General features: G+C 45.4%; 31 protein-coding genes and 1 pseudogene. 18 read left to right on the top strand and 14 right to left on the bottom strand.

Annotated elements, in window-relative coordinates; translation table 11 throughout:
• Nucleotides 1-37: 37 nt before the first annotated feature.
• The 4 genes and pseudogenes from BN1067_RS20050 to BN1067_RS01465 all read right to left on the bottom strand — a co-directional run.
• Nucleotides 38-327, bottom strand: a pseudogene (locus BN1067_RS20050) (IS5/IS1182 family transposase); the annotation flags it as partial.
• A gap of 272 nt (nt 328-599) precedes the next feature.
• The gene (locus tag BN1067_RS01470; protein ID WP_053217164.1) at nt 600-1,598 is read right to left on the bottom strand and encodes a DUF4003 family protein; all 999 of its coding nucleotides are present in this window, start codon (nt 1,596-1,598) and stop codon (nt 600-602) included.
• Nucleotides 1,599-1,674: 76 nt separating this feature from the next.
• On the bottom strand, nt 1,675-1,848 hold the full coding sequence (locus tag BN1067_RS19695; protein WP_199868444.1) for a hypothetical protein: 174 nt from the start codon (nt 1,846-1,848) through the stop codon (nt 1,675-1,677).
• 141 nt (nt 1,849-1,989) lie between these two features.
• Nucleotides 1,990-2,682, bottom strand: coding sequence for a DUF2294 domain-containing protein (locus BN1067_RS01465; RefSeq protein ID WP_053217163.1), 693 nt, complete (start codon nt 2,680-2,682; stop codon nt 1,990-1,992).
• Nucleotides 2,683-2,989: 307 nt separating this feature from the next.
• On the opposite strand from BN1067_RS01465, the gene BN1067_RS01460 reads away from it, so the two are divergent.
• Nucleotides 2,990-4,252, top strand: coding sequence for a hypothetical protein (locus tag BN1067_RS01460; RefSeq protein ID WP_053217162.1), 1,263 nt, complete (start codon nt 2,990-2,992; stop codon nt 4,250-4,252).
• Between the two features lie 48 nt (nt 4,253-4,300).
• Nucleotides 4,301-4,468, top strand: coding sequence for a hypothetical protein (locus BN1067_RS19690; RefSeq protein ID WP_199868443.1), 168 nt, complete (start codon nt 4,301-4,303; stop codon nt 4,466-4,468).
• A 48-nt stretch (nt 4,469-4,516) separates the two neighbouring features.
• Here the strand turns inward: BN1067_RS19690 and BN1067_RS01455 are convergent, their stop codons facing one another.
• Nucleotides 4,517-4,933, bottom strand: a complete 417-nt coding sequence (locus BN1067_RS01455) for a helix-turn-helix domain-containing protein (protein ID WP_053217161.1) — start codon at nt 4,931-4,933, stop codon at nt 4,517-4,519.
• A gap of 134 nt (nt 4,934-5,067) precedes the next feature.
• On the opposite strand from BN1067_RS01455, the gene BN1067_RS01450 reads away from it, so the two are divergent.
• On the top strand, nt 5,068-5,358 hold the full coding sequence (locus BN1067_RS01450) for a hypothetical protein (RefSeq protein WP_053217160.1): 291 nt from the start codon (nt 5,068-5,070) through the stop codon (nt 5,356-5,358).
• 333 nt (nt 5,359-5,691) lie between these two features.
• Here the strand turns inward: BN1067_RS01450 and BN1067_RS01445 are convergent, their stop codons facing one another.
• From BN1067_RS01445 to BN1067_RS01435, 3 genes are all read right to left on the bottom strand, one after another.
• On the bottom strand, nt 5,692-5,874 hold the full coding sequence (locus tag BN1067_RS01445; protein WP_053217159.1) for a YfhE family protein: 183 nt from the start codon (nt 5,872-5,874) through the stop codon (nt 5,692-5,694).
• 17 nt (nt 5,875-5,891) lie between these two features.
• Nucleotides 5,892-6,446, bottom strand: a complete 555-nt coding sequence (locus tag BN1067_RS01440) for a GNAT family N-acetyltransferase (protein ID WP_053217158.1) — start codon at nt 6,444-6,446, stop codon at nt 5,892-5,894.
• A 319-nt stretch (nt 6,447-6,765) separates the two neighbouring features.
• Entirely contained in the window at nt 6,766-7,668 is a 903-nt protein-coding gene (locus BN1067_RS01435; RefSeq protein ID WP_053217157.1) for a TIGR01777 family oxidoreductase, read from the bottom strand.
• A 106-nt stretch (nt 7,669-7,774) separates the two neighbouring features.
• On the opposite strand from BN1067_RS01435, the gene recX reads away from it, so the two are divergent.
• Both recX and BN1067_RS01425 read left to right on the top strand, forming a co-directional pair.
• Nucleotides 7,775-8,593 (top strand): recombination regulator RecX, encoded by an 819-nt coding sequence (gene recX, locus BN1067_RS01430; protein WP_053217156.1) that lies wholly within the window; start codon nt 7,775-7,777, stop codon nt 8,591-8,593.
• Nucleotides 8,594-8,722: 129 nt separating this feature from the next.
• A complete protein-coding gene (locus BN1067_RS01425) occupies nt 8,723-9,055 on the top strand; it encodes a YfhH family protein (protein ID WP_053217155.1) in 333 nt (110 codons plus the stop codon).
• A 47-nt stretch (nt 9,056-9,102) separates the two neighbouring features.
• On the opposite strand, the gene BN1067_RS01420 is transcribed toward BN1067_RS01425, so the two are convergent.
• Together BN1067_RS01420 and sspK are read right to left on the bottom strand one after the other, a co-directional pair.
• Nucleotides 9,103-9,252, bottom strand: coding sequence for a YpzG family protein (locus BN1067_RS01420; RefSeq protein ID WP_074600353.1), 150 nt, complete (start codon nt 9,250-9,252; stop codon nt 9,103-9,105).
• 12 nt (nt 9,253-9,264) lie between these two features.
• Nucleotides 9,265-9,405 (bottom strand): small acid-soluble spore protein K, encoded by a 141-nt coding sequence (gene sspK, locus BN1067_RS01415; RefSeq protein WP_053217154.1) that lies wholly within the window; start codon nt 9,403-9,405, stop codon nt 9,265-9,267.
• A gap of 156 nt (nt 9,406-9,561) precedes the next feature.
• On the opposite strand from sspK, the gene BN1067_RS01410 reads away from it, so the two are divergent.
• A complete protein-coding gene (locus BN1067_RS01410; protein ID WP_053217153.1) occupies nt 9,562-9,834 on the top strand; it encodes a YfhJ family protein in 273 nt (90 codons plus the stop codon).
• 55 nt (nt 9,835-9,889) lie between these two features.
• Here BN1067_RS01410 and BN1067_RS01405 read toward each other — a convergent pair whose 3' ends face one another.
• Nucleotides 9,890-10,885, bottom strand: a complete 996-nt coding sequence (locus BN1067_RS01405; RefSeq protein ID WP_053217152.1) for a metal-dependent hydrolase — start codon at nt 10,883-10,885, stop codon at nt 9,890-9,892.
• 305 nt (nt 10,886-11,190) lie between these two features.
• On the opposite strand from BN1067_RS01405, the gene mutY reads away from it, so the two are divergent.
• The 4 genes from mutY to BN1067_RS01385 all read left to right on the top strand — a co-directional run bounded on the left by mutY (nt 11,191) and on the right by BN1067_RS01385 (nt 15,638).
• Entirely contained in the window at nt 11,191-12,273 is a 1,083-nt protein-coding gene (gene mutY / locus BN1067_RS01400; RefSeq protein WP_053217151.1) for an A/G-specific adenine glycosylase, read from the top strand.
• 144 nt (nt 12,274-12,417) lie between these two features.
• Entirely contained in the window at nt 12,418-12,777 is a 360-nt protein-coding gene (locus tag BN1067_RS01395; protein WP_053217150.1) for a gamma-type small acid-soluble spore protein, read from the top strand.
• Between the two features lie 237 nt (nt 12,778-13,014).
• Nucleotides 13,015-13,542, top strand: a complete 528-nt coding sequence (ntdP, locus tag BN1067_RS01390; RefSeq protein WP_053217149.1) for a nucleoside tri-diphosphate phosphatase — start codon at nt 13,015-13,017, stop codon at nt 13,540-13,542.
• A gap of 323 nt (nt 13,543-13,865) precedes the next feature.
• Entirely contained in the window at nt 13,866-15,638 is a 1,773-nt protein-coding gene (locus BN1067_RS01385; protein ID WP_053217191.1) for an ABC transporter ATP-binding protein, read from the top strand.
• Between the two features lie 16 nt (nt 15,639-15,654).
• On the opposite strand, the gene BN1067_RS01380 is transcribed toward BN1067_RS01385, so the two are convergent.
• The gene (locus BN1067_RS01380; protein ID WP_053217148.1) at nt 15,655-16,743 is read right to left on the bottom strand and encodes an FUSC family protein; all 1,089 of its coding nucleotides are present in this window, start codon (nt 16,741-16,743) and stop codon (nt 15,655-15,657) included.
• A gap of 404 nt (nt 16,744-17,147) precedes the next feature.
• Nucleotides 17,148-18,443 (bottom strand): glutamate-1-semialdehyde 2,1-aminomutase, encoded by a 1,296-nt coding sequence (locus BN1067_RS01375; RefSeq protein ID WP_053217147.1) that lies wholly within the window; start codon nt 18,441-18,443, stop codon nt 17,148-17,150.
• Between the two features lie 149 nt (nt 18,444-18,592).
• Between BN1067_RS01375 and BN1067_RS01370 the strand changes: the two genes are divergently transcribed.
• The 7 genes from BN1067_RS01370 (at nt 18,593) to perR (ending at nt 23,808) form a co-directional block, all read left to right on the top strand.
• The gene (locus tag BN1067_RS01370) at nt 18,593-19,045 is read left to right on the top strand and encodes a potassium channel family protein (protein ID WP_110943248.1); all 453 of its coding nucleotides are present in this window, start codon (nt 18,593-18,595) and stop codon (nt 19,043-19,045) included.
• A 90-nt stretch (nt 19,046-19,135) separates the two neighbouring features.
• Nucleotides 19,136-19,570, top strand: coding sequence for an ion channel (locus BN1067_RS01365; RefSeq protein ID WP_053217146.1), 435 nt, complete (start codon nt 19,136-19,138; stop codon nt 19,568-19,570).
• 98 nt (nt 19,571-19,668) lie between these two features.
• Nucleotides 19,669-20,139 (top strand): thioredoxin-dependent thiol peroxidase, encoded by a 471-nt coding sequence (gene bcp / locus BN1067_RS01360; protein ID WP_053217145.1) that lies wholly within the window; start codon nt 19,669-19,671, stop codon nt 20,137-20,139.
• Nucleotides 20,140-20,326: 187 nt separating this feature from the next.
• Nucleotides 20,327-21,436 carry an aminopeptidase gene (locus BN1067_RS01355; protein ID WP_053217144.1) on the top strand — a complete coding sequence of 370 codons (1,110 nt, stop codon included), beginning with the start codon at nt 20,327-20,329 and terminating at the stop codon, nt 21,434-21,436.
• A 221-nt stretch (nt 21,437-21,657) separates the two neighbouring features.
• On the top strand, nt 21,658-22,614 hold the full coding sequence (locus tag BN1067_RS01350) for a D-2-hydroxyacid dehydrogenase (protein WP_053217143.1): 957 nt from the start codon (nt 21,658-21,660) through the stop codon (nt 22,612-22,614).
• Nucleotides 22,615-23,172: a cob(I)yrinic acid a,c-diamide adenosyltransferase gene (locus tag BN1067_RS01345; protein ID WP_053217142.1), complete on the top strand. Its 558-nt coding sequence runs from the start codon at nt 22,615-22,617 to the stop codon at nt 23,170-23,172. It begins immediately after the preceding gene.
• A gap of 192 nt (nt 23,173-23,364) precedes the next feature.
• Complete coding sequence (gene perR / locus BN1067_RS01340) at nt 23,365-23,808, top strand: peroxide-responsive transcriptional repressor PerR (protein WP_053217141.1); 444 nt, start codon at nt 23,365-23,367, stop codon at nt 23,806-23,808.
• 176 nt (nt 23,809-23,984) lie between these two features.
• Here perR and BN1067_RS01335 read toward each other — a convergent pair whose 3' ends face one another.
• The gene (locus BN1067_RS01335; protein ID WP_053217140.1) at nt 23,985-24,371 is read right to left on the bottom strand and encodes a YgzB family protein; all 387 of its coding nucleotides are present in this window, start codon (nt 24,369-24,371) and stop codon (nt 23,985-23,987) included.
• Between the two features lie 126 nt (nt 24,372-24,497).
• On the opposite strand from BN1067_RS01335, the gene BN1067_RS01330 reads away from it, so the two are divergent.
• Entirely contained in the window at nt 24,498-25,370 is an 873-nt protein-coding gene (locus BN1067_RS01330; RefSeq protein ID WP_053217139.1) for a nucleotidyltransferase-like protein, read from the top strand.
• The last annotated feature ends 378 nt before the right edge of the window (nt 25,371-25,748 follow it).

The following is a 25,748-nucleotide window of genomic DNA, read 5'->3' as shown; positions in this document are numbered from 1 at the left end:
GACCGCTTTTCGTCTAATTTATAGAGGTTTGTGCCCTCTATTCCTTCATTAGTTTAACGATTCGTTTTACGTTTGCCGTGAAAAATCGTCATCGCACCTTGAATGCGCATGCCTTCGAGACCCGAAGATGAGGCGACCTCATATCCGTGTCTATGCTTCGATTCGCTATTCAATATTATATCGTTCCTTCGCCCTTTCTTTAAGGTATCACTGTTTTGAAAGGTGAGTTGATCGATATGTTCTTCGGAACGAATAACTCTTGGTTTTGGCACCAGGTTTATGACAGTACAAGAAAAAAGAGTTGGTTTTCTTTTTTAAATCAAAGAAAATCAACTCTTTTTAGATTGGCCCTTGGTAATTCCGCGATGAGCGAGCGGTGGTGACGCCTGCGGGAACAGCGCGAGCCGAAGATCCACTTGGTCAAGTGATCTTCTTGACCAAGTTAGCTGAGGCCGTGCCCGCGGCAAGTATCCACCGACGAGCGATTCGCGGAATCAACAACGAGCGTTGATAGCATCGCCAGAAGGCTCGCCAATAGGAAAGTTTTCTTTATCGGGGGATAACCAAGGCGTTTACGTAATTCGTGATCAAGTGAAATTTTAACTGCTGCTTGAAGAGGTCGCGACAGATGCTCCTGCAATGGCTGCAAGCATTGCAGCCTGCTGTGCCTGTATCACGGTTTCCATTGTGGTGTAAAGACTTGTTTCCAATAGGGAAGCATCTGCTAGCTTGTCGCTCATGAACAAATTGACGGCAAGGATAGTCGTGATATCCTTTTGCCATCGGAACGACCGGTGCTCGCTCAGTTCATCGATGATTTGTTTGATCACACCCAAATCAACGAGTTCTTCTGGCAGCAGTGCCAGCATGCCCATCTCCGGATAAAATTTTGTTTTTTGTTTCATACCTGCCTGGCCAAAAGCCTGATGAACCCAGGCTGCCCGCTCAACCAATAAATCCGCTTCCGCTTCTTCATTATCATCCAGTGTCAGTATGTGACTCATAAACTGCAGGTCATTGCCTTTACGGAATCCTTGCTGGTTCAGCCGTTGATAATAGGTCTCTGTCCGGTCGATCAATTCAGTGACGATTCCTTCCTTTTGTGCCAACAGCGCAGCCAGAGGATAGTCACTGCTGGAAGTGAGGAAGCTGTGTTCGTCTTTCATCTTTTGAAAAATAGCATCCGCCTTTAGTATCTCTTCGCTGAAATCACCGCTTTCCTTGCCATGGGACAACAGGACCATGGCGGAAATATAGGTGAATATGCCACGGCGAAATCCTGCCTCGACCAACTGCTTATAAACCCTGCGCATTTCCTGGAATTTTTCCCGGGAATCGGTATAACGGACATCAAGCATCGCGGCAACAGTGAATCTGGATTGGGATTTCAATGAAGAAAATATTCCAGATTCCTGCTTTATATAGTCAGCCAGCTGGATAAACCGCTTATAATCGAAAGTTTTGCCATTTACGACATAAATGGAAGCAGCCATCATCAGTACCTGCTGGTCAGAAACCTTCCATTTCAGCTTAGCTTTCAGTTCATCAAAAATGTGTAAGTTTGCTGCCGTTTTTTGTTGTAAATCCTTCGTATACATCTAAACACGTCCCTTTGTCCGGTTTCCTACATATACGAAGGATGTCAGTAATAAGTTTCAATATTTATCAGGTGATTCACTTTGCGACTTCCTCGATAATCAACTGGTAGTTATCAGGCAACGTATTCTCCTTTTTTGCTTTTTCGATGAAGGCAGTTGCCTCTTCGTATGATTCAAATACCAGTTGTTCATTGTCTTGATAAAATTCTATACGAATGCCACCCTTTGCTAATCCGGTTACTTTAAACATGTTATCTTCTCCCCCTGTTGTACACATGAATTTTCAGTTAGCCAGCTGGACAGTGGAAATTTTTGCTAACTAAAAAGCCGAAAAGGAGCAATTCCTTTTCGGCTTACGGCTGGCTTTATTGTTCCAGCTCATTTCCACCTGTTATTTATCTGGTTTCATGATGATTATCAGATAGCCTTTATCAATGGAGAAGTCCCAATCGGCAAAAACATCCTCAATTTGGACCCCAAGCAAAGATTCCAGCAGATCCGTGTTTAGTAAACTTTTTTCCAGCCGGCGCTTGGATAGCTTTAACTGTTCTTCAAATCCGGCAGCAATAAGTTCTTTTTCGATTCGTACCAGGATCCCTTTACGGACAATCACCAGTGTCCGCGGGTTCAGCATCATCGAATGCAGGCTTCGTGGAGCCTTTTGGGCCTTTTCACTAAATCGGATTATCTCCTCATGAACCTGATCTCGACTCGGATAGCTCAAATAGTCAGTATCAATTTCCTCATCGTTGTCGGTCATTTCCGCTATGATGATGCCGGTCCTGTTTTCCAATGACCAGTCATAGTATACGCTTCGGATGTCTACCTTTGCTGTGGTTCGGATGGTTGCCTTGATATCAGGCAATAATTCCTGCATCAGCAAGTCACGGGTTTCCTGGACTTTAAGGTTGTTGTTCTGTTTGACGAGCACTTTTTCCATCGGTGCAAGAAAATTACGAAGATGGATGGTTATATACGGTTGGACAAATGAAACATAAATAGAAGATGGTCCTTTGCCGAAATTGTCTCTGAATAGTTTGCCGGTGTAGCTGGCAATTTCTGCTTCAATTGATTTCTTATCCATTGTTGTCATTCCTTTTAGCTAAGGACAGAACGATATTTTTCTATCCCGATGTCAATTATATCATTTCCCCCTTTTTTTGTAAGGAAAACCGCTTTTTCTTGAAATAATTGTTACTTTAGAAGCAGGAAAGGAAAATGAGTTAGGTCAATCGTCCAGTTTCGTGATTAGGAAGCTTAGGTTTATCTACATGTTTTGTAACAGAGAAGCCGTTTATGCATGTATAAGTCTCGCTGTGGTCAACGTTTTGTTCGGTGTTGATTTGGTTATACAACATAGAGAATAGCTAATCGGGAAAGGCGTGAAGCAGATGACTGCAGAAGTGACTATCATGAATAAACTCGGCATGTCTTTGGCTGCGGACAGTGCCGTAACGAGCGGAAGAGAAGGCGTACAGAAGGTGTACAATTCTGCCAACAAGCTGTTTTCCTTATCCAAGCATCACTCCATCGGGTTTATGGTATATGGCGCGGCTTCTTTCATGGAAGTTCCCTGGGAAGTTATTATCAAATCTTACCGAGCAGAATTACAGGATCGCACTTTTGATGATGTCAGCGATTATGTGGATGATTTTATTTCATTTTTGAACAGGGAAGAGCGGTTCAAGGCCGAGGAGATTGAAGAGATCATCATACATAGGACCTTTTCAGATCTCCTGAAAAGGATTGTCCGTGATGTGGAAGAAGAGGTAGACAACTGTAAAAGCGACGGTGAAATCGTCAACGATGATAAAGTCACCGAATGCCTAACCAAGGAAATCGAAGAGCGAACGGCAGAATATGCCAGCATGGAGAAAGAATTCCTGGACATCGACTATGCGCCGTTCAAGGAAAAGTTTAAAGACGTAATAATGGAAATCAAACAAGAACTGATTGTTTATTCTGTTCCCGACTCGCTGGAAGAAAAGCTTATCCGGCTTGCCTTTGAGGCAGTTAAAAAGGATTTCTTCAGTCTCGGAAGCACTGGACTGGTCATCGCAGGCTATGGTGATAAAGAAATTTTTCCTCATTTGATCGAATACCGATTGGAGGGATTCGTGTTCGGCAAGCTCAAATACAAAAAGCTCCGGGAACGAAAAATCAGCTATACCAATGATAAACAGGCCGGTACTGCTTCCATCACTGCGTTTGCCCAGCGGGAAATGGTCGATTCTTTTATGGGCGGAATTGAACCGAACATGGAAGAGGCGATGTTCGGCATCATCGACAGGGTCCTTGGCGATTATCATGAACACATTCAAAAACAATTAAATATCAAGTTTTCGGCAGAACAGGTTAGAACGATGAAGAAAATGGGTAATGAACTATATGAATCAATCAAGGATTCAGTGGAAGAATATCAACAGGATCAATATGTCAGACCCTTGCTTGGCATTGTAAGATCACTGCCGAAAGAGGAACTGGCAGAAATGGCTGAAGCACTCGTCAATCTTACTTCCTTTAAGAAGAGGCTGACGAGAGCGACAGAATCTGTCGGACCGCCTATTGACGTGGCTGTGATTACCAAAGGAGACGGCTTTGTCTGGATTAAACGGAAGAGTTATTTTGATCCGGATATCAACCAGCAGTTTTAACGTGTATAAGCCGTAGTCCCGGAGGGTGAATTTTAGGAGAGGGGCAAAATGCAAATGGCATTGAAGAATGAAAAGTCTCGGAAAGAAGAGTACTTTAAACTGCCTGACAATGACAGGGTTCTGTTTGAACTGGAAGAGGCAGAGAAAAGAGAAAAAGACAATGTTGCCAAGAAGGTATTCGAGAAATTCGATAAAAAACAGGCTAACCAAAAATAATCCCGGGCAACCGGGTTTTTTTATGTGTGAAAAAGATAAAGTATGTGGTTATACCCGGCCGAACTCCTCCACTATATTGGCAATCATCCGGTGGATGGCCTTTTGCCTCTTTAGGGGAAGATCCTTCATCTGTTTCACCTGTTCTTTGAACTGAGGGTGTTTCATTAAGTAATCGAAGATTTCCAAGGTTTCTTCGTCTATGGAATCCCCGCCAGAATTATAAAGACGGTTGAACTCCTTGAGTACATCCTCGCGTGGTTTATTGATACCTACGATCAAATCGATGGATACATCAAAAAAATGGCTAAGTTTGATAAGCGATTTTAAATCAGGAAGGACAGCGCCATTTTCCCATTTGGTTACCACAGAGCGGGAGACATTCATTTTTTCTGACAGCTGTTTTTGAGTCCAGCCCGATTGTTCGCGATAAAATTTTAAATTGTATGCTAGTTGTTCATGGTTCATCTATCAATCACTCGCAACTTGTATTTGTTAATCGTTATCGTATCATTATTACGAGAAAAAGTGCGAAAACTATTGTTCTGTTGATGAACATGTAGTAAAATGTTACCAAATAGAACAAAGGGAGGAAGTAAAGGATGATTGGCTGTCTTGCTTTATATCCCGAACAAGGTACCGATATGGCAGAGTGGCTGGTAAACGGAATGCGAATGGACAGCGCTGAATTGACGGTGAAGCAGGAACAGGAAGGGGCGCTGACAGTCATGCTTCCGGTTAAGACGAAGACAGTTGTCTGGCAGGCAGCGTTGGAACTTGAATGCGCAGGTATCGCAGCTGGGTACGGCTTTGGCGAAACAGCTTGGGAAGCATCTCAAATTGCGCACGAGTTGTTATCCAGACGGATTCATGCAGATTTATCCTTTACATAAAAAGAAGGCTTTCGCTCAACAGCGAAAGCCTTCTTTTTTCTGATTGTCGAACTCGTAACCGAAAAAGGGGAGGAATCGGGAAAACGTTTGGAGTAGGACAATCACTTACTAACAATCTTATCCACAAACAAAAGCGGTTATACACACGGTTTGTGGATATTTTCCACATAATCCACAAAAACGGTCGAAAAGTTAATAAGATTTTCATCAACATTGGAAATGCAGGTACAGCAAGTTTTTAATATACTTATTAACAGTGTGCACAACCTTGTGGATAACTTTTGCCCACAACTTATTGGGCTACACTACAAACATTCCCGACCTATGGCGATCTTAAACTCGCTTTTTCGATTGAGAATACATGCGATCTGCTGTTTTGAATTCTTTTTGATAAAGAACTTGCTGTGTTTTGGAAAGAGTGCTCTTTGGATCGTTGACGCCTTTCTTCGTGCTCATAGAATCCCTCACTTTCTGAATCACCTGCAGTTCGGTACATACAAGCTTTTCATCTAGCATTTCCCAAATAGCTTCCTTTATACGACTGCTTCCCCTTCAGTTATTCCGACAGGCTTGCGATGCAGGAAGTAGTTTGCCGGGGTGATGGCAAATAAATCATATACAGGCTCCTCGCTGTTTGCGTTTATGGCTTGAAAGACATCCGGGTAGTCGGATTGTCCAGATTGAAGGTAAGGCAACTTCAATGCTGCGCGCATCGATCGTTCGTTAGTCTTGCGAATTTTGATAAACACTGCTTCCATCGCATGCACGGTGAACACTTCCTCTAAAAACTGCTCCTTGGCCATCCGGTTGTAGCCTTTGCCGAAAAAAGGATGGCCGATCCATGTAGCAAGGAAGCCTTTGTTTTCATTTATATCAAACAAATTAATCGTGCCAATTGGCTGCTGGTACTCATCCAGGATTGTCCGGGAAAGCAGTGCGCCTGCTTCCTCCTGTTCCATCGTTTGTTTTGTCAAAAAGTATAATTCGTCTGTTGAATGGGCTTTATGACGGACATAAGGGAATACCTCCGGATGGTTCATTAGCTCGAATAGTTGTGGAACTTCATGTAAATCACGTTTTTTCAGCATAAAAAAATCCCTCCTGTTTTTGGAGAGGATGAAAGTTACACTAGGGAATCACTAGTGACTTGCCTCACCCTCGAATTTTTATCAACAACCAACAAAAATTCGGGGTGGGAATCGAACCCACTAGAACCAGTCAAGCTGGTGGCGCACCATTTGCCTTCCCATTTTAAATTTTATCTTCTTACCTATTGCACGAATGGGGGAAATCCCTTTCAGAGCAGTTTTTACAAGAATATCGTACACAAAAATCATGAAAAAGGGAACAACTATTTTTGACCAAATTCCGACACGGTTTCTCCCGGTTTTCACACAGTTGGAGCTGTTATGTTGCGAAAATGTCGCGTAGTGCTGGCTCGAGACGAGGATAGTGAAAAACATAGCCATGTCCCTGGGCTACAGAGGGAAGGACACATTGCCCTTTGAGCACCAGCTCGGTCATATCACCTAGTACGGGCTTCATCAATTTTTCCGGTACGGGCAGCCAATAGGGTTTGTGGAGCACCTTTGCAACGGTTTTACTAAAATCCTTGTTACGTTGCGGTTTTGGCGAGGTAACGTTAAGCGGACCACTTATTTCTGCTGTGTTGATGGCGAACAAAATAAGTTCGACGACATCGTCAATGTGAATCCAGGATACCCATTGCTCGCCGCTGCCGACCTTTCCTCCCATCATCAGTTTGAAAGGAAGAGCCATCAATGGCAAAGCCCCCTGACGGCCGAGGATCAAACCGAACCGTGCATAAACCGTGCGGACACCAAGTGTTTCGGCTTCTGCAGCAGCAGCTTCCCAATTCGCTGCCACTTTCGCCAGAAAATCATCGCCGGGTTCTTGCGTTTTTTCGGTAAACGCTTGTTCCGTGGACGTGCCGTAGTATCCCATTGCAGAACCATTGACCAGTACGCGCGGCTTATTAGGCATTTTCCGAAGGATACGGATCACCTCTTCGGTAGCGTGAAGTCGGCTGTTCATGATCGTTTGCTTTTTCTCCTCCGTCCAGTATCCGAATATCGAGTCACCGGCCAAATTGACAACCGCCTCCAGTGCAGGAAGTTCCGATTCTGGATGGTAGTCTTCATGCAGCCAGCCGACATATGTAATCGAATCGGTATTGCGATAGTTCTCCGGGTTTCGGGTTAATACATAGACGCGATGTCCTTTCTTGACGAGCTGTTTGGTAACATAACGACCGACAAAACCGGTTCCTCCCGTAATTGCCACGTTCATATTATTGCCTCCTTTTTTTGTATCGTTCAGCTTCCTCTATTATACAATGTTTGAAGATGTGTGTGACTTTCTTACGTGCTAAAATGGAGGGAGGAGGTGAGCCTCATTGGCAACCATATCCCGGATAACGACACAAAAGAAAAACAAACACCGTTATAATATTTTTCTTACCCAAAATAACAAAGAAGCATACGCCTTCAGCGTCGATGAAGATATCTTGATTTCCTTCCACCTTCGTAAAGGCATGGAGTTGGACGAGCCGACAATTGCGGCACTGATCGAAAAGGATAACATCCATAAGTCTTTTACCCTTGCTTTAAACTTTTTAAGCTATCGAATGCGGTCGAAGAAGGAAATCCATGATTATTTAGTCAAAAAAGAAGTGGAGCCTGAACAAATACCGGTAGTCATTGACCGCCTCGTTAGAGAAGGTTTTTTAGATGACCGGGAGTTTGCTGCTTCACTTGTCAGGACCCGGAAGAACACGACGAGCAAAGGGCCGTTGCTTGTCAAAAAAGAGCTTTTGGATAAAGGCGTGTCAGCCGCGATTACGGAAGAAGCTATAAAGCTTTATACGTATGAGGATCAGTTTGGAAAAGCCTTGAAATGGATGGAAAAGAAAATGAAAAACGATGGCAGGAAGTCGTTTCGGGAGCAGCTGCAAAATGTGCAGAAGACCTTGATGCAAAAAGGATTTACCGGCGATGTCATCAAAGATGTGCTCGCGGAAGTAGAGACTGACGAGGATAACGATGCCGAATGGCAGGCAGTTGTCTACCAGGGTGAGAAGCTTTTGCGTAAGTATGCCAAAAAAGACGAAGGGCTGCAACTGAAGCAAAAACTGAAGGCTGCACTATACCGGAAGGGCTTTGGATTCGAAGAGATAGACCGTTTTATAGAAGAGTACGTGGAAGAAGCAGAATAAAAACCTGGCTGCACGATTGCTAAAGCTTTGTTGCGAGGTACAAAATTAAAATTTTGTGATCAACGGACATTGCGGTAAAATGGAAACAAGAATTACCAAAAGGCAACTTTGTCCGGGAGGTTATCAAAAGTGGAGAAGCGATACAGCGAATACACCGTGGAAGAACTTCGACAGGAAGTGGCTACACTGAAGGAAAAGGCGCAAAAAGCAGAACAACTGGGAAATGTGAGTGAATTCGCCATTCATGAACGGAAAATCCAAATGGCGATGGCATATATGATGAACCCGGAGGATTATGTTGCAGGGGAAACGTATGAACTGCAACAGGATCCGGGCCATACATTCAAAATAAGCTATATCAACGGCAGGTTTGCCTGGGGTAACCGGATTAACCTGTTAGGTGAAATGGTGGAAAAACAGGAAGCGATTCCGATTTCGATGTTAGGAAAAAAACTGGATTAAACCTAGAAAGGGGCAGTCCCTGCCGGATAGGCAGGGACTGTTCTATGTCAGCCTTTTTTCTTGAGGACGTCCATGATGATATCTTTTTGGCTTTTGCGGGTTTCGCCATTCACTTGCTGGCTTGCCCGTTTCGGATTTGCTCGTGGAGATTGAAAAGGATCCTGGTAGAGATTTTCGGCAAACGGCTTCCTTGCCATAGCTGTCTCCTCCTAGCGGTTAGCAGAATTTTTCATGCGTTCCTGTGGTTCGGTGTTGGTCGAGCCATCCGCCCGTTTAGGGCTGTAACGACCCTTGGCACGAGGTTTGCTGTCCATGCGCATATCAGGAAAACCATATTTTTTATTCCGCATTTTCCTACCCTCCCGACAATCCATTTCGCGCTGTCTAAAGACTGCACATTCCTAGTTTCTACGTTACCAAGCAGGTTATGTGGTACAATAATTACCGATACGTAAGCATCGTTGATGTGCAACGTTCGCGATTCTCTTTTATAAAGGGTGAGTAACATGCAGGAACGGTTTGAGCGGCTAGCGGAACGACTTGCCGAAAAAAATCAGCAATTGAGCAGTGACGAAGCAAGAACTTGGGTGGAACTGCTCTGGGAGGACTTTGACACCACACGGGCTAAGGCCGGTGAAAAGTACCAGGGAAAAGACGTCACTGAACAGATCGTCTTGCGCTGGATCGATCAGTATGGTCCGAGGCTGCACGAATTTCTGTCCAATAATCCAAAGTATAAGCGCATGTTCGAGCGCAAAAACAATAAGGAAGAAAAATAAAGGCTGGTGCCCGTTACAGGGCTCCCAGCCTTCCGTTTTTCCTATTCTTGTCTTATCAGTTGAACGGAGAAGGGGAATCCTCGATAACCAGTTTTCTCTGCAATTTTTTCTCCGAGAAAATCCAGCCGGTGTAAGAGGTCATAATCCGATGGTTGTCGTCGATTTGCACGACGGCCACAAACGAATAATGCCCATTGGAACGATAACGTAAATCAATGAACCGCACTTCGGTAAAGTCATCAAAATAGTTAATTTCCCAGCGGTACACAGGGGAAAAAGACAGAAATGCGGAAATATTTTTGTCTTTTAGTGCCATATCTGTCAATTCCTCTTCCGGCAGCGGCTTTTTTTCGAATTCGTCGATAAAGTGGATATGGCCGTTTTCGGCTCTTCCCACATAGTAGCGGTCTTTTGCCGTCACGGCAATTCGCCAGACGTTTTGTTTCATCGTTGGGGAAGTGACAATTTGTTCTACTTCCGGAATATGCCGCTTGACCTTCTTGACGATTTCCCGTTTGTCGATATACCGTTTGATATAATAAAGAAAAATGACAAAATAGATTAACAGCCACGTATAACCGGGGTTTGCACCTAAAATCCAGGCTACAATGCCGATGATGTGCATCACAAAAATATACGGATCGAATGTATTAATAAATCCATAGGCGACCCATCTCCGAGTGAACGGTCGATAGGCCTGGGTGCCGTATGCATTAAAGACATCGACCAGAACATGAAGGATGACGGCCAAAAAGGTCCACATCCATAAATGCAGAAAGCTTACTTCCGGGACAAACACATGGATCAGGCCTGCAATGGCAACTCCCCAAAACAGGACTGCAGGGATTGAATGAGTAGCCCCTCTGTGATGACGTATATAAACAGCGTTATTTCGCAGCTTTAGTATGGTGTCGGAATCGGGTGCTTGTGACCCGACTAATGTGCCAATCATGACGGCACTGTATAAAGTGGGATCTTGTTGTACGGCCGGATCTAGCGTGGCCAGGCCGCCGAGAGCAACCCCCATAACGATGTGGGTCCCAGTATCCATCCAATACGGCCCTCCTTTAGTTATGCATAGTATAAGCAGCTAGTAGGTGCTGCAGAAATGATCTTAATGAAGCAGGTTCCCTGCTTTCGTGTTTAGCCATCGATTGTACTGGTAACGAAGGGCAAGTATTTGAAACCCGGGTGTTCATAACACCAGGTTAGCCCCCGTTTGCGGACGGCAGTGATTACTTGTCCTGCTTTTGTACGATGCAAGCTTCACCTATTCGCAACAATCTCTTTGTTAAATCTTACTTATTCACGGTCTTGCCCGTGCTAATTATATTGTACCACGAAGGATGAGAAACAATGAAAAACGAACAAGTCGCAGAAATCACCCAGGATTTCGATTCAGCTGGATTTCAAGCAGATTTAATCGACTGGTTTTATCAGGAACAACGACAGCTCCCCTGGCGTGAAGATAAAGACCCTTACAAAGTATGGGTATCCGAAATTATGCTTCAGCAAACCAAGGTTGATACCGTCATCCCTTACTTCCAACGCTTTATGGAAAAATTCCCGACGCTTAATCATTTGGCAGAAGCAGACGAGCAGGAAGTACTGAAAACGTGGGAAGGTCTAGGTTACTATTCCCGAGCCCGGAACCTGCAAAACGCTGTAAGGGAAGTCGCATCGTCATACGCGAGCAAGGTTCCGGAAGATCCGAAGCAGCTAGGAGCCTTAAAAGGTGTCGGACCCTATACAAAAGGGGCGATTCTCAGCATTGCCTATGACCAGCCTGAGCCGGCTGTCGACGGCAATGTCATGCGTGTTTTGTCAAGGATACTCTTGATCGACGAAGATATTGCCAAACCGAAAACAAGAAAAATATTTGAATCTGCCGTAAAAGCTATTATTTCCCATCAAGATCCGTCGGCATTCAACCAGGGTCTCATGGAACTGGGGGCGCTTGTCTGCACTCCGACTACGCCATCATGCATGCTCTGTCCTGTCCAGGAACACTGCCGGGCTTTCACTGAAGGCATCCAACAGGATTTGCCGGTGAAAACAAAAGCGAAAAAACAGAAGCGGGTAAGTTACTTTGCTTTTTTATTAAAAGATGAACAAGGTAATTACTTAATTGAACAGCGTCCGGAAACCGGTTTGTTGGCCAATTTGTGGCAATTTCCGATGGCTCCGCTTGCAGAAACCGATGAGGAACATGCTGCCCAGTGGTTCCGGCAGGTTTACGGCATTGAAATAAGTATTGAAAGTCAGCTTGATCAAATCAAGCATGTTTTTTCCCATCTTATTTGGAATGTTCTGGTGATGGAAGCAACGGTTATTGGAGGCAGTCTGACAAACGGTTCCGGCAGGTTTGTTAAACCGGCAGAATTGGAGCAGTATCCATTTCCGGTTTCCCACCAAAAAATGCTGAAGCATCTCGGATAATGGTCGTTGGCTTATTTTAAGATGTTTAAGACGTTTTTATTCCCGAATGGAAGTTTTTGGACCAACTGGATAAGTTTCTTGCCGCTTTCTCTTGGATAACATCCCGCCTATTGGAGAAATTAATTGGTGCGGAGGTGATATGAGATGGCTAAAAACAATAACCCAAGCCAAACTAACGCTCAAGAAGTAAGACGTCAAAATCAAAAGTCTGCACAAGGTCAACAATTTGGGACAGAGTTTGCTTCTGAAACTGATGCTCAGCAAGTAAGAAAGCAAAACCAAAAAGCTGCTCGCGGCCAAGCTACTCAAGCTGGTCAAGCAGGCCAATTTGGTACAGAATTCGCTTCTGAAACTGACGCTCAGCAAGTAAGAAAGCAAAATCAAAAATCTGCTCGCGGCGCTCAAGCCGGTCAAGCTGGTCAATTCGGTACAGAATTCGCTTCTGAAACCGATGCTCAGACAGTGAGACAGCAGAACCAAAAATCTCAAGCTCGTAAGAAATAACGTATGACCCCCGAATAAAGATACAAAAGGAGCTCTCTCACCCGTTGAGAGCTCCTTTTGTTTTTGATCGGAAATATACGTATCTAACTGCGTTCCATGAAACCTTCATAGAGTTCGCCCTACCTGTATGGATAAACTTCGCTGCCCTGTAGTCTATCATTTCCATTTAGAAATTATTATCGTTATAATTGGATTAGTAACCACAAAATACTCTTTAAAAAAAGAAAGGAAGATAGGATGGCTGGCCCGCAACCTGGTACGAAGATGCAAATACAAAGTTATAAGCACAATGGCCAGCTCCATCGCGTTTGGGAGAGCAGTACAGTGTTAAAGGGCACGCAAAACGTAGTGATAGGAGCTAACGATCGAACTCTGGTCACGGAAAGCGACGGACGGACATGGGTAACCAGAGAGCCTGCAATCTGTTATTTTCATTCCAAGTATTGGTTTAATGTAATTGGTATGCTGCGCAATGATGGTATTTATTATTACTGCAATATCAGCTCGCCGTTCGTCTTTGATGAAGAAGCGTTGAAGTACATCGATTATGATCTGGATATCAAGGTGTTTCCGGATATGACATTTAACTTGCTGGATGAAGACGAATACGAGCAGCATAAACGGGAAATGAATTACCCAAAGGTTGTCGACCGGATTTTGTGGAACCATGTTGAATATCTCATGCATTGGATCAGGCAGAGACAGGGCCCGTTTTCGCCCGAGTTCGTCGATCAGTGGTACGAACGGTATTTAACCTACCGATAGGCTTTGTTTGAAAAACAGGAATAAGTTTAAAAATCCTTGTCACCGATTCGGGCGGCAAGGTTTTTCTTGCGTTTCCGTAAGAAGCGTTTTGTGCATCTGTCGAGACCGTAACCTTGGGATGGGAAAATGAAGCATTCTTTCAGCATGAGTACAGGTTTTCTATAAGAAATAAGGATATGCTGGCAGCCTCTCTTCCGCGCTTAAAAGGTATAAGCAGCTTAAAGGGCGAGTGTGACGGGAGCCATTCGGACAAAAGGCGTTTGATTCTGCGGATGCAGGTTAAAGATATACAAGATAGAGCAACAGTGAGAGAGGTGAACACCTTGGACAGTATAAAAAGGTACATGGCATTTGTCTGGCCATATAAATGGAGAATAATATGGACGGTGCTCATCGGGATTGTGAAATTCGGAATCCCGCTTTTGATGCCATTGATTGTAAAGTATGTCATCGACAACATCATCGGTGCCGACGATTTGACCAATTCGGAGAAACTTTCCGAATTGCTATGGCTCATGGGTGGAGCATTTGTCATCTTTCTGGTGGCCCGGCCGCCGATTGAGTATTTACGGCAGTATCTGGCCCAGTGGACAGGAAACAAAATTTTGTATGATATACGTGATAAGCTGTTTGACCACATTCAGCGGTTGAGTTTGCGCTTTTACTCGCAGACGAAAACAGGGGAAATTATTTCGCGGGTTATTCATGATGTCGAACAGACGAAGAACTTCGTCATGACAGGATTAATGAATATTTGGCTGGACATGATCACGATTTTGATCGCGATTGCCATCATGCTGACAATGAATGTGTGGCTCACGCTTGTAGCAGTGGCATTGTTTCCTTTTTACGGCTTCGCAGTCAAACTGTTTTACGGCCGACTTCGCAGCTTGACCCGGGACCGTTCCCAGGCCCTAGCGCAAGTACAAGGGCATCTGCATGAACGGGTACAGGGTATGCCGGTGACGAGAAGCTTTGCGCTTGAAGATTACGAACAGGAACAGTTCGACCAGCAAAACGCTAACTTCCTGGATAAAGCACTCCAGCATACTTCCTGGAACGCGAAAACTTTTGCGGTGACCAATACGATCACTGATTTGGCACCGCTACTGGTTATCGGATTTGCCGGATATTTTGCGATAACCGGCAATCTTAGCGTCGGTACGATAGCCGCTTTTGTTGGTTACATGGATCGGGTATATAGTCCGCTCCGCAGATTGATCAGCTCTTCAACCGTGCTTGTGCAGTCGATTGCGTCGATGGACCGGGTGTTTGAATTCATGGATGAAGATTATGATATTGTCGACAAACCGGATGCCAAGAAGTTGAAGGAAGTACATGGACATGTGGAATTCGACCATGTGCAATTCAGATATACCGATGAAGAAGAACTTGTCCTGCACGATGTTTCTCTTGATGTCAAAAAAGGAGAAACCGTTGCGTTTGTCGGGATGAGCGGCGGAGGAAAATCGACGATGATCAGTTTGATACCGCGTTTTTACGATGTTACCGGAGGCAGCATCAAAATCGACGGGACCGATATCCGTGATGTCGTAGCCCGCTCGCTTAGGGACAAAATCGGCATGGTATTACAGGATAATATTTTGTTCAGTGAGTCGATTTCCATGAACATCCGTATGGGAAATCCTTATGCAAGCGATGAAGAGGTGATTCGTGCAGCCAAGGCAGCAAATGCCCATGAATTCATTATGGGGCTTTCCGATGGATATAACACCATGGTCGGCGAACGGGGAGTCAAGCTTTCCGGTGGGCAGAAGCAGCGGATTGCCATTGCAAGGGTATTTTTGAAAAACCCGCCAATCCTGATATTGGATGAAGCGACTTCTGCGCTAGACTTAGAAAGCGAGCACCTGATACAGGAGGCGCTTGAAAAATTGGCAGCCAACCGGACGACATTTATCGTCGCCCACCGGCTGTCGACCATAACCCACGCCGATCGTATCGTTTTGATTGAAAACGGAGAAATCAAGGAAGAAGGCTCCCACCATGAGCTGATGAATTTGAAAGGCAGTTACTACAATCTTTATCAGGTACAGCAGCTGGACGATTCGACAACGGAATATTTGGGGACATAAAAACGAGGCAGGGATTCTAGTCCCTGCCTCTGTTTTTGTTTTCGGAAGCAATCGTTAATTGTTCATCCTGATGATATTGCTGATAACTCTTCAATAGCCTGCGCAGGTGCTTCAATTCATGATGGTATTCCATCAGCTGGGATGCCAGGGGCAGTAAAATCAGCCGGTCTGCTCCATCCTCGTCCTGGTATACATGTATGAGGGTTTCGACAAGTCGAAGGAGATCCGGCTCACTGATCAGCCGTAATGTTTCTTTGTGGTCTTTGCGTATCCGGCCCATCGAACTTAAAATCAGTTTTTCATGGGAGTGAATGACTTTATCGAGCTCCTGTACGAGCGCATCCTGGAATTTCTTCGGAATGCTTTCGATTTTTTCGTCCAGCCGGTTGAAGGCTTTCAGTACGTCGAATGATTTCTTCGTACAGGCAATCAACTGACGGAAAACAATCAGCTTCCTGGCCTTGCTGTATTGATTCTTTTTAAGATAAGTCCGTTCCTCGGCATAAAAAATATAGGTTTGATCGATGTAGCGGATTTCATCCTGGATTCGTTCGATTTCCCCTTTGAGTGCCGGCTCGTCTGATAAATGCCGGGTCGTGACCCGCAGCCACTGCAAAATATCGGAGGTGGTTCTGTCGATTTTTTGAAACAGCTTTGTTTCGTACTTCGGCGGCAGGAAAAACAAATTAACGACGAATGCCGCTAAAATCCCGAGCGTCAAAGAAGAGAAACGCATCATGGCGAAGGTGATAAATTCCATCTCGGTTGATTCCATGATGGCGATGACAGCGACAACGGAAAGCATCATCGTTGATTGGTTCATGTTCAATTTGATACACATTCCGATTACGAGGATGGTCGTAAAACCGATCACGAACGGATCGTTTCCCAAGGTCAGGACGATGATGATCGCTGTGACTGCCCCGATGATATTGGCCTGAATTTGTTCGACGATGGATTGAAATGAGCGATAGATAGACGGCTGTACCGCGAAGACCGCTGCAATCCCGGCAAAAATCGGAGTTGGGATCCCGACAAGGGTGGCGATATATAAAGAAATGGCGACCGCCAGGCCGGTTTTCAGCATGCGTGCTCCGAGTTTCATAGATTTCTTCCTCCCAAATTTCTCTGTCTAGGTAAAGTATAGCGCAGCTGCAAGCATTTTGTTATCTTTACGTTCGTTTTTTGAACACCTACCACCATTCTATTCTCCGGCATAGGAAAAATGAAAGTTGTCTTGGGCAAAAGAAAAAAGGAGCCTCTGCCGGAGTGGCAGAGACCCAAGGCTTTCATGCTTTGGAAGGGAAGTCAAACAAACTGACAAAAGCACGAATGATTGAAAATCATAAAAATTTTCACCTTTATTTTAGCATAAGAGGCAGACCACAATCAACTAAATATTCAAAATATTGCATAAAAATAAATTGTGTCCATTTTTAATGCAATTTATCCCTAGTCAGGGAAAGATAGGAAAAAGCTTCCGGAAATCCGGAAGCTTTTAGTTGAAACCTATTTCGTGCTCATCTGGTCAAATGCATGCTTCACCGCATCCAATGTTTGCTCGATGTCTTCTTCGGTATGCTCGGTGGTCAGGAACCAGGCTTCGTATTTTGAAGGTGCCAGGTTGATTCCCTGCTCAAGCATCAACTTAAAGAACTTGGCAAACAGGTCGCCATCCGTATTTTCGGCGTCCTCGTAATTTTCTACCTGCTTATCGGTAAAGAAGACAGTCAATGCCCCCATCAACCGGTTAATGGTTACCGGGATATTGTACTCACGGGCATACGTGAGAATTCCCTGTTCCAGTTTTTCTCCCAGCATGTCCATTTGCTGGTAGATACCAGGTTGGCTAAGCACTTCCAGACAGGCAATTCCGGCCGACATGGATGCCGGGTTACCCGCCATTGTTCCTGCCTGGTAAGCAGGTCCTAGCGGAGCTACCTGCTCCATGATATCCTTGCGTCCGCCATAAGCGCCGATCGGCAGACCGCCACCGATGATTTTACCCATCGCCGTCATATCCGGTTCCACATCCAGTACCTGCTGGGCACTTCCGTAGGTGAACCGGAACGCCGTAATGACTTCATCGTAAATGACGAGCGCTCCTGCATTATGGGTGACTTCGTTGACTTCTTCCAGGAAGCCTGGTTTTGGTTCGACAATCCCGAAGTTTCCGACAATCGGTTCGACAAGGACCGCTGCGACTTCGTCGCCCCAATGGCGGATTGCTTCTTTATAAGCATCAATGTCATTGAACGGAACCGTGATCACGTCCTGCGCAATCGCCTTTGGAACTCCTGCTGAATCCGGTGTGCCAAGAGTGGAAGGTCCGGACCCAGCCTGTACAAGTACCGGATCGGAATGTCCGTGGTAACTGCCTGCAAACTTGACGATTTTATTCCGGTTCGTGTAAGCCCTGGCGACGCGAATCGTCGTCATGACTGCTTCGGTACCCGAATTGACGAAGCGGACCTTTTCCAATGAAGGGATTGCTTCCTTCAGCATTTTGGCGAATTTATTTTCCAAAGCGGTAGGTGTTCCGTATAAAACACCATTCTGTGCTGCCCTGGTAATTGCTTCGGTAATGTGGGGATGGGCATGACCGGTGATGATCGGACCGTAAGCGGCCAGATAATCGATGTATTTGTTGCCGTCGACGTCCCAGAAGTAAGCCCCCTGGCCGCGTTCCATGTAGACCGGGGTGCCGCCTCCGACTCCTTTGTACGCACGGGAAGGGGAATTGACCCCGCCGACGATATGTTCCTTCGCTTCTGTATGTAATTGTTTCGACTTTTCAATGTTCATCGCGAAACCTCCATGTGTTGATAGAATCCTCTCTATTATAGCAATAAACGAAAACAACCCCCAAGCCTTGCGTCTGGCTGTTTGTCATAATCGGCAGGTGATCGGAATAAACAATAGGACAGAAGCTGCTAACGGAAGGGGGCGTTCGGATGACCTGGATCATTGCAGGACTGATAGTCTGGCTGCTTGCCGGCAGTCTCTATTCATTTATTTCTCACAAGTCCTACCAGCGCAGCTACTTTTCGTTTGAAATCTTTTATACAATGATCGTCCTGTATTTAGCCGTCATGCTGGGATTCGCTCTGTTGTATTTTGTTCTCTCGTTCAATGGGGTCGTACTGATCGAGGGAGATTCCCTGTCTAAGGTCGCCCCGTTGGAAGCGTTGGCCCATGCCCTCTATTTCAGCGGCGTCACCTTGATGACTGTCGGCTATGGCGATATCATCCCGGTCGGTATTGGGCGGGTGCTTGCCTTAACCGAAGCGCTTATCGGCTATATTCTGCCGGCGGCTTTTTTTCTTAAAGTCTGGCAGACGTCATTGGAAGAGAAAGAACAGAAGGAGAACATCACCTCATTGAAAAAACATCATCCTTTTCAGTAGAGGTTGCCGGAAGACTTCCTAATTAGCAGGCATAACTCCCTTTCAGGCGGGGTATAGAATCCTTACGGACCCGGAGAAGGAGTTGATGCAGTGTTTTCTCAAGTCATCCTAGCATTAATTATTATTTTTTTGGCAGGAAATCTCTATTATTTCTTCACAAACAAGTCGTTTAAAAAAAGTTATTTTAACAAGGCGCTGTTCTATAAACTGTTTATTGTGCTTACCGGCATTACGTTCGGTTTTGCGTTATTATATTACATGCTTTCCTTGAACGGCCCGGTGCTGGTATATGCCGATCCTGCCGGCAGCCAGCCGGCGGAGCATTCGTTCCGGACCTATCTTTATTTCAGCGGGGAAACGATTCTTTCCGTTGGTTATGGAGATATTGTACCGCTCGGTATCGCCAGACCGCTTTCGCTGATTGAAGCAGCCATTGGCGTCTTGCTGCCGACTGCTTATTTTATGCGGGCGTTTGGCAGCAATAAGCATGAAGACGATAATGATGATAAGGACGATGATAATTAGTTGTATCTTCCCCCTTCCTAGGCTATGCTGAAAATGGACATGTTTAGCCGGATCCAGAAGCATCCGGATTGTAATAACGTGGAAAAGGGGAGATATACATGACTACAGAAGTTGGGAAATTGGCACCTGACTTTTCGCTCAAGGCGAATACAGGGGAAACTGTCAAGCTGTCGGATTTTCAAGGGAAAAACGTCGTGCTTTATTTTTATCCAAAAGACAATACGCCTGGCTGCACGACAGAGGCATGTGACTTTCGCGACAATCATGAAAGCTTTGCCGAGCTGGATGCAGTCATTCTCGGTGTCAGCCCGGACTCCGAAGCAAGCCATCAGAAGTTTCGCGAAAAATACGACCTCCCGTTCCAGCTGCTCGTGGATGAAGAGCATAAAGTGGCGGAGACCTATGGCGTATGGAAGCTGAAAAAGAATTTTGGCAAGGAGTATATGGGGATCGAACGTTCCACGTTCATCATTGACAAAAAAGGAAATCTGCAAAAGGAATACCGCAAAGTCAAGGTGCAGGGGCATGTAGAGGAAGCGTTGAATTATATCAAAGAAAACTTGAACTGAAACAGAGCACTCGTCCGGCGGGCGGGTGCTTTTTCTGGACGAAGCTTTTACGGCAGGCTATGTTTTTACTCCTGCCTGCGACGGATAGCGTTTCAGACTGCTGGCTGTTTTTCGGGAGGAAAACAGGAAATGCCAACGGAACAGCGAATAAAACATTAAAGACGCCAAACAAAAGGGGAGCGAGAATATGAAAGATTCCAGACTAACAGAACTGGCAGAAGTACTGCTCACGCATTCATTGACACTCCAACCAGGAGAGAAAGTCTTGATTACCGGAAATACAAATTCCAAGCCATTGATCAAAGAGCTTGTCAAAAAGGCTTATCAGTTACAGGCATTCCCCTATCCGGAATTGGTGGACGATGAAATTCGGAGACTGCAAATCGAAGAGGCAGCCGAGGAACAATTATCGCTGCAGAACAAATGGGATTTGGAACGGTTCAAGGATATCGATGCCTTTATCCAAATCGTCGGGGAAGAGAACGACGCGGAATTCAGCACGGTTCCTTCTGAAAAGTGGGAATTGGCAGGACGCGTGCTCAAGCCTGCCAACGATTACCTGATCGACAACAAAAAATGGGTGCTGTTGAATTATCCGACCCCAGGTGCCGCGCAAAAAGCCGGCAAAACGTATGATGACTATTTCGATTATTTGCTGGACGTCTGCACGGTCGACTACAAACAAATGGAAGAGGCGCAATATCCGTTGAAAGAACTGATGGACAAAACCGACAAGGTGCGGATTACCGGAGAAGGAACCGACTTGACGTTTTCCATCAAAGGCATTCCGTCCGTCATGTGTTACGGGGAGCGGAATATTCCGGATGGTGAAGTATACACCGCTCCGGTAAAGGACAGTGTCAACGGCACGATCACCTATAACACGCCGTGCCCGTACCGTGGCGTCACGTTTCGTCATGTATCGCTGACCTTTAAAGATGGAAAGATTGTGGAAGCGACTGCCGACAAAACAGAAGAGCTGAACAAAATCCTCGATACGGATGAAGGGGCGCGCTATATCGGCGAATTCGCTCTCGGACTGAATCCGAAAATCACCGAGCCGATGGGAGATATTCTGTTTGACGAAAAAATCGCCGGCAGCTTGCACTTCACTCCGGGCGAAGCGTATGATGAAGCACCGAACGGCAATGAATCGTCGGTTCATTGGGACATGGTATTGATCCAGCGGCCTGAGTATGGCGGCGGGAATATTTATTTTGATGATGTCCTGATCCGGAAGGATGGCGAGTTTGTTCTTGATTCATTAAAAGGGTTGAATCCTGAAAATCTGTCCTGATGCCAGCATTTTTTTCTAAAGGTAGGCAAAGAAGCTATACAGGGGGGAAGGTTGCGGCATATCCTGTAGTATATTCTGAAACCTCCCCTATAATATAGAAGACCTTGAAAGCGCAGGGACCCGCCTTGCGCTATTTTTTTGCCGTTTGCCGGCTGCTTTTTCCTTTATTCGGGAAAGGGAAAGGGTATATCATAGAGGTAAATGGTGCAGGAGGGAACGCTATGAACATCGTATCATCCGCAGAAATTCCCCAGGATATGCAAAATCACTTTACGGCCACCTATCCATCTCATCAGTTCCGTTTTTGCAACGAGATGGAGGAAGCGAAGCAATATATCGGATCGGCTGACATCCTGCTTACCTATGGTGAGGATTTGACCGATGAACTGATCGATCAGGCTGCTTCGTTGAAATGGATCATGGTACTTTCAGCCGGAATTGATGAAATGCCGTTTCAAGCAATCAAGAAAAAGGGGATTATCGTAACCAATTCCCGGGGAATCCATAAAATACCGATGGCTGAGTATGCAATCGGCATGCTGTTGCAAGTTTGCCGGAACACGGAACTGTTCATTGACAGCCAGCGCAGTCATCAATGGGCTCGCGGCGAACGCGCAGGCCTCCGGGAAATCTCCAACAAAACGATGGTGATTGTCGGCGCCGGGGCGATTGGGCAGGAGGTGGCCCGTCTGGCCAAGGCGTTCCGCATGAAAACGATCGGCGTATCCCACAGTGGAACCGAAAGAAGCTATTTTGACGAAATGTACAAGCCGAAGGATCTGACATCCATATTATCCACTGCTGATTTCGTTGTATCGGTTTTACCGAGTACAAAGGAAACAAGAGGCTTTTTCCGCGAGGAGCATTTTGACAAAATGCGGCCATCCGCCATCTTTTTGAATATGGGACGCGGAGATGCCGTTGCCAGCGAGACGATCATCCATGCGCTCGACCGCGGCAAAATCGCCCATGCGATTCTCGACGTGTTCGAACAGGAGCCGCTGCCAGCGGATCATCCATTTTGGGATCATGAAAAAGTGACCATGACACCGCATGTTTCCGGTGCCTCCCCCGAATATTTGCCGAGGGCAATGGATATATTTGAAGAGAACCTGGAAAAATACGAAAGCGGTGAAACAGTGCTCGTCAACACCATCAATTTGGACAGGGGGTATTAGATGCGGATTTACACACGCTCAGGGGATAAAGGAAAAACCTCGCTGATTTACGGGAAACGAGTGCCGAAAAACGATATCAGGGTGGAAGCATACGGTACGTGTGATGAAGCCAATTCGATGATCGGTCTCGCTGCAAGCCATCTTGCGGAAGAAAACTGGTCCGGCAAAGAAAACTTTCTCCAGGTCCTCCATCGTATACAGACGATTTTATTTCATGTCGGTGCGGAGCTTGCCACTCCTCCCGATAAAGAAGTTACCTGGAAGTTGAAGGAAAGTCATATCGATGAACTGGAAAGGCAAATCGACGATTGGGACCAGCACCTGGAACCATTGAAAAACTTCATTCTTCCATCAGGAAAGCCGGGAGCTGCAGCCCTGCATACCGCAAGAACAGTGGTGAGAAGGGCGGAAAGGCTGGCGGTGGCCCTGGAAGACGAGCTGGAAAGTCCGCTTGTCCTGTCTTACTTGAACCGGCTGTCCGACTTTTTGTTTGTCGCGGCCCGCTTCGCCAACCAGCAGGCAGGAGGAGAAGAATTGCCGCTGCAGGCGGACGTGTAGTATACTTTTGCCCGCTGACTAATATACTTTTATTGACAGAATGTTTCTTATCCGGTTACACTATTTATAAGAATTATAAACTAATAATATTGATAGAATGAACTATCCATACAATCAAGTAATACAACTACCAGGAATGAATGACTTTACGGAAGCCATCATAAAGAATATAGCTTAGCGAAAGTGAGGTGCATGACGGTGTCTGAAGCACAACTTCAAGAAGCTGTCGGCCGGCTGAAAAACTCAGGCGTAAGAATTACACCACAGCGTCATGCGGTATTAGAATATTTATTAAATGCAGAGATTCATCCAACCGCTGATGACATATACAAGGCACTGGAAGGGAAATTCCCGAACATGAGTGTCGCCACCGTATATAACAACCTTCGTGTATTCCGCGAAATCGGACTGGTTCGGGAGTTGACCTACGGGGATTCCTCCAGCAGGTTCGATTGCAATACATCCGACCATTACCATGTTATTTGCGATTCCTGCGGCAAAATCGTCGATTTCCACTATCCGCGTCTTGACGAGGTCGAGTCACTGGCACAAAAAGTGACCGGGTTTGATGTAAGCCATCATCGAATGGAACTCTACGGAACTTGCGAAAACTGCAAAAAAACCACCCAGCACTAATACTGCAGCACCCTTACCATGCCGGTAGGGGTTTTCCTGTGCCTAAACGAAAAAGAGGCTGCCCTGCCGGACAGCCTCTTTTTTATGTGTATGATTGGATTTTTGTTTTAGTGATTCTTCTCTCGGTCTTGAGTCTTCCCTCTTTCAAGAGAATACTTTAGATGACCGGGTAACTCTTATTCGGAGTGGTTTGTTTGGTTCTTTAACTGTTTGCGGTATTCTTTCGAATTGTACTTTTCGTCGAATTCTTTCCCTTCCAGATTCTTGTCAATGGTCAATGGCTGATTGCAATGCATGCAGGCATCCACCCGTCCAAGCATCTTGGTCGGCTTGTTGCAGCTCGGGCAGACAATCTGGCGTGCTCTTGTAGACAGCATCCCAATCCAGAAGTAGACGACCGTACTAAATATGATACATAATAAACCGAGTATGAAAAAGATCGCCATCAGCCATTCGATTTTTTTCGTCAGGATGCCGAGGTACATGACCCCGAATCCGATAAAAATCAGACTTAAGGCAAACGTACGGATTTTATTGATTTTGTTGCTATAATTTAAAGCCACCGCTTTCCCTCCTTAACTCTACAAAGGGTAGTATAGCATAAAATTCCATGGAAAACTTGTCTTCCGAAAAAGGGTTTTTTACATATTTATCGAATTAGTTTCTATTCTCATTAATGGAGGAATATCATGAAAGACATTTTACGGCCGATTTACCAGGAACGAGCAAGCCAGGCAAACACACTAGGTGTTTTGATTATAGAAAAGAACAAACCGGTCAGTCCGGTTACCGATAATTTTGATGTTATTCTGCTGGTGATTGTCAATGAAGCGGACCAGCCTTGGTATGTGAAACACTACGAATTTGACAATAAAAAAGCGGCGATGCATATCGTCGACGAACAACTGCTTACTTACTGGATCGACACGAGCACCTACCGACGAGCTGTCGAGTGGGTGATTAATGGAAGAATCGTTTTTGACCGCAACGAGTATGTCGCCAGGTTAAAGGAAGAACTAAGCAGCTTCCCACAGGAAAAACGGGAATTGAAGATGGCGATGGAATTCGCTAAACTGACACGCAGCTACAGCGAGTCGAAGGACCTTTACCAAACAGAACAGTACCTCGACGCATATAGCAGGGTGATCCGGTCGCTTCATTATTTGGCACGGCTTGCAATCATCGAAAAAGGCTATCACCCGGAAGTGGTAGTTTGGAATCAAGTGAAGCGGATCGACATAGAAGTATATAAGTTATATGAAGAAATGATCAATAGTACGGAAGAAATCAAAAAGCGAGTAGAACTGATGCTTTTGGCATTGGAATTTGCGATCAGTACACGGGCGAAGAAATGTGCTGCCCATTTATTGGAGATTATGAGCAGCAAAACGGATGCGTGGACATTCGGGGAACTGAAAATCCATCCAGCCATCGAACCGTACGCACTCGATTTAAGTTCTATGCTGGAATACTTAACGGAAAAAGGTATAATTGAACCGATCCGGGAAGAAACTAAAGGAAAAATGATTTATCATCGGAAGTATCGACCCGCAACCAGTTAATAGAAGGAATCGCGTCATAGAACCATATAACCAGGAATATAACGGGCGGGAGAGCGGTGGAAACGGCATATTTATAAAAAACGATCATTTTTTTAAGAAAATGTATTGACGCTCTCTCGCCTGCATGGTATATTATTAGACGTCGCTTCGACAGAGGCGCAAAACAACAAAACAAGCCGAAAAAAGTTGTTGACTTTTCAAAAACGGCATGTTATAGTAAGTGAGTCGCTGTTTTTAACGGCAACACACAAATTTGATCTTTGAAAACTGAACAAAACAACCAGTATGTCAAGCAAGATATACAAGCTAGTTTTTTGAACGAGCAAGCAAGCTCACATTTTATGGAGAGTTTGATCTTGGCTCAGGACGAACGCTGGC

The organism is Virgibacillus senegalensis (assembly GCF_000821245.2).
Classification (GTDB): domain Bacteria; phylum Bacillota; class Bacilli; order Bacillales; family Amphibacillaceae; genus Sediminibacillus; species Sediminibacillus senegalensis.
The sequence above is the reverse complement of the archived record's forward strand: the minus strand, read 5'-3'. Positions and strand labels throughout refer to the sequence as shown.

Coding starts and splice junctions, on each gene's coding strand:
- BN1067_RS01470 (WP_053217164.1), bottom strand. CDS start 1,598: ATGTATACGAAGGATTTACAACAAAAAACGGCAGCAAACTTACACATT.
- BN1067_RS19695 (WP_199868444.1), bottom strand. CDS start 1,848: ATGTTTAAAGTAACCGGATTAGCAAAGGGTGGCATTCGTATAGAATTT.
- BN1067_RS01465 (WP_053217163.1), bottom strand. CDS start 2,682: ATGGATAAGAAATCAATTGAAGCAGAAATTGCCAGCTACACCGGCAAA.
- BN1067_RS01460 (WP_053217162.1), top strand. CDS start 2,990: ATGACTGCAGAAGTGACTATCATGAATAAACTCGGCATGTCTTTGGCT.
- BN1067_RS19690 (WP_199868443.1), top strand. CDS start 4,301: ATGCAAATGGCATTGAAGAATGAAAAGTCTCGGAAAGAAGAGTACTTT.
- BN1067_RS01455 (WP_053217161.1), bottom strand. CDS start 4,933: ATGAACCATGAACAACTAGCATACAATTTAAAATTTTATCGCGAACAA.
- BN1067_RS01450 (WP_053217160.1), top strand. CDS start 5,068: ATGATTGGCTGTCTTGCTTTATATCCCGAACAAGGTACCGATATGGCA.
- BN1067_RS01445 (WP_053217159.1), bottom strand. CDS start 5,874: ATGCTAGATGAAAAGCTTGTATGTACCGAACTGCAGGTGATTCAGAAA.
- BN1067_RS01440 (WP_053217158.1), bottom strand. CDS start 6,446: ATGCTGAAAAAACGTGATTTACATGAAGTTCCACAACTATTCGAGCTA.
- BN1067_RS01435 (WP_053217157.1), bottom strand. CDS start 7,668: ATGAACGTGGCAATTACGGGAGGAACCGGTTTTGTCGGTCGTTATGTT.
- BN1067_RS01420 (WP_074600353.1), bottom strand. CDS start 9,252: ATGGCAAGGAAGCCGTTTGCCGAAAATCTCTACCAGGATCCTTTTCAA.
- sspK (WP_053217154.1), bottom strand. CDS start 9,405: ATGCGGAATAAAAAATATGGTTTTCCTGATATGCGCATGGACAGCAAA.
- BN1067_RS01410 (WP_053217153.1), top strand. CDS start 9,562: ATGCAGGAACGGTTTGAGCGGCTAGCGGAACGACTTGCCGAAAAAAAT.
- BN1067_RS01405 (WP_053217152.1), bottom strand. CDS start 10,885: ATGGATACTGGGACCCACATCGTTATGGGGGTTGCTCTCGGCGGCCTG.
- mutY (WP_053217151.1), top strand. CDS start 11,191: ATGAAAAACGAACAAGTCGCAGAAATCACCCAGGATTTCGATTCAGCT.
- BN1067_RS01395 (WP_053217150.1), top strand. CDS start 12,418: ATGGCTAAAAACAATAACCCAAGCCAAACTAACGCTCAAGAAGTAAGA.
- ntdP (WP_053217149.1), top strand. CDS start 13,015: ATGGCTGGCCCGCAACCTGGTACGAAGATGCAAATACAAAGTTATAAG.
- BN1067_RS01380 (WP_053217148.1), bottom strand. CDS start 16,743: ATGAAACTCGGAGCACGCATGCTGAAAACCGGCCTGGCGGTCGCCATT.
- BN1067_RS01375 (WP_053217147.1), bottom strand. CDS start 18,443: ATGAACATTGAAAAGTCGAAACAATTACATACAGAAGCGAAGGAACAT.
- BN1067_RS01370 (WP_110943248.1), top strand. CDS start 18,593: ATGACCTGGATCATTGCAGGACTGATAGTCTGGCTGCTTGCCGGCAGT.
- bcp (WP_053217145.1), top strand. CDS start 19,669: ATGACTACAGAAGTTGGGAAATTGGCACCTGACTTTTCGCTCAAGGCG.
- BN1067_RS01355 (WP_053217144.1), top strand. CDS start 20,327: ATGAAAGATTCCAGACTAACAGAACTGGCAGAAGTACTGCTCACGCAT.
- BN1067_RS01350 (WP_053217143.1), top strand. CDS start 21,658: ATGAACATCGTATCATCCGCAGAAATTCCCCAGGATATGCAAAATCAC.
- BN1067_RS01345 (WP_053217142.1), top strand. CDS start 22,615: ATGCGGATTTACACACGCTCAGGGGATAAAGGAAAAACCTCGCTGATT.
- perR (WP_053217141.1), top strand. CDS start 23,365: ATGACGGTGTCTGAAGCACAACTTCAAGAAGCTGTCGGCCGGCTGAAA.
- BN1067_RS01330 (WP_053217139.1), top strand. CDS start 24,498: ATGAAAGACATTTTACGGCCGATTTACCAGGAACGAGCAAGCCAGGCA.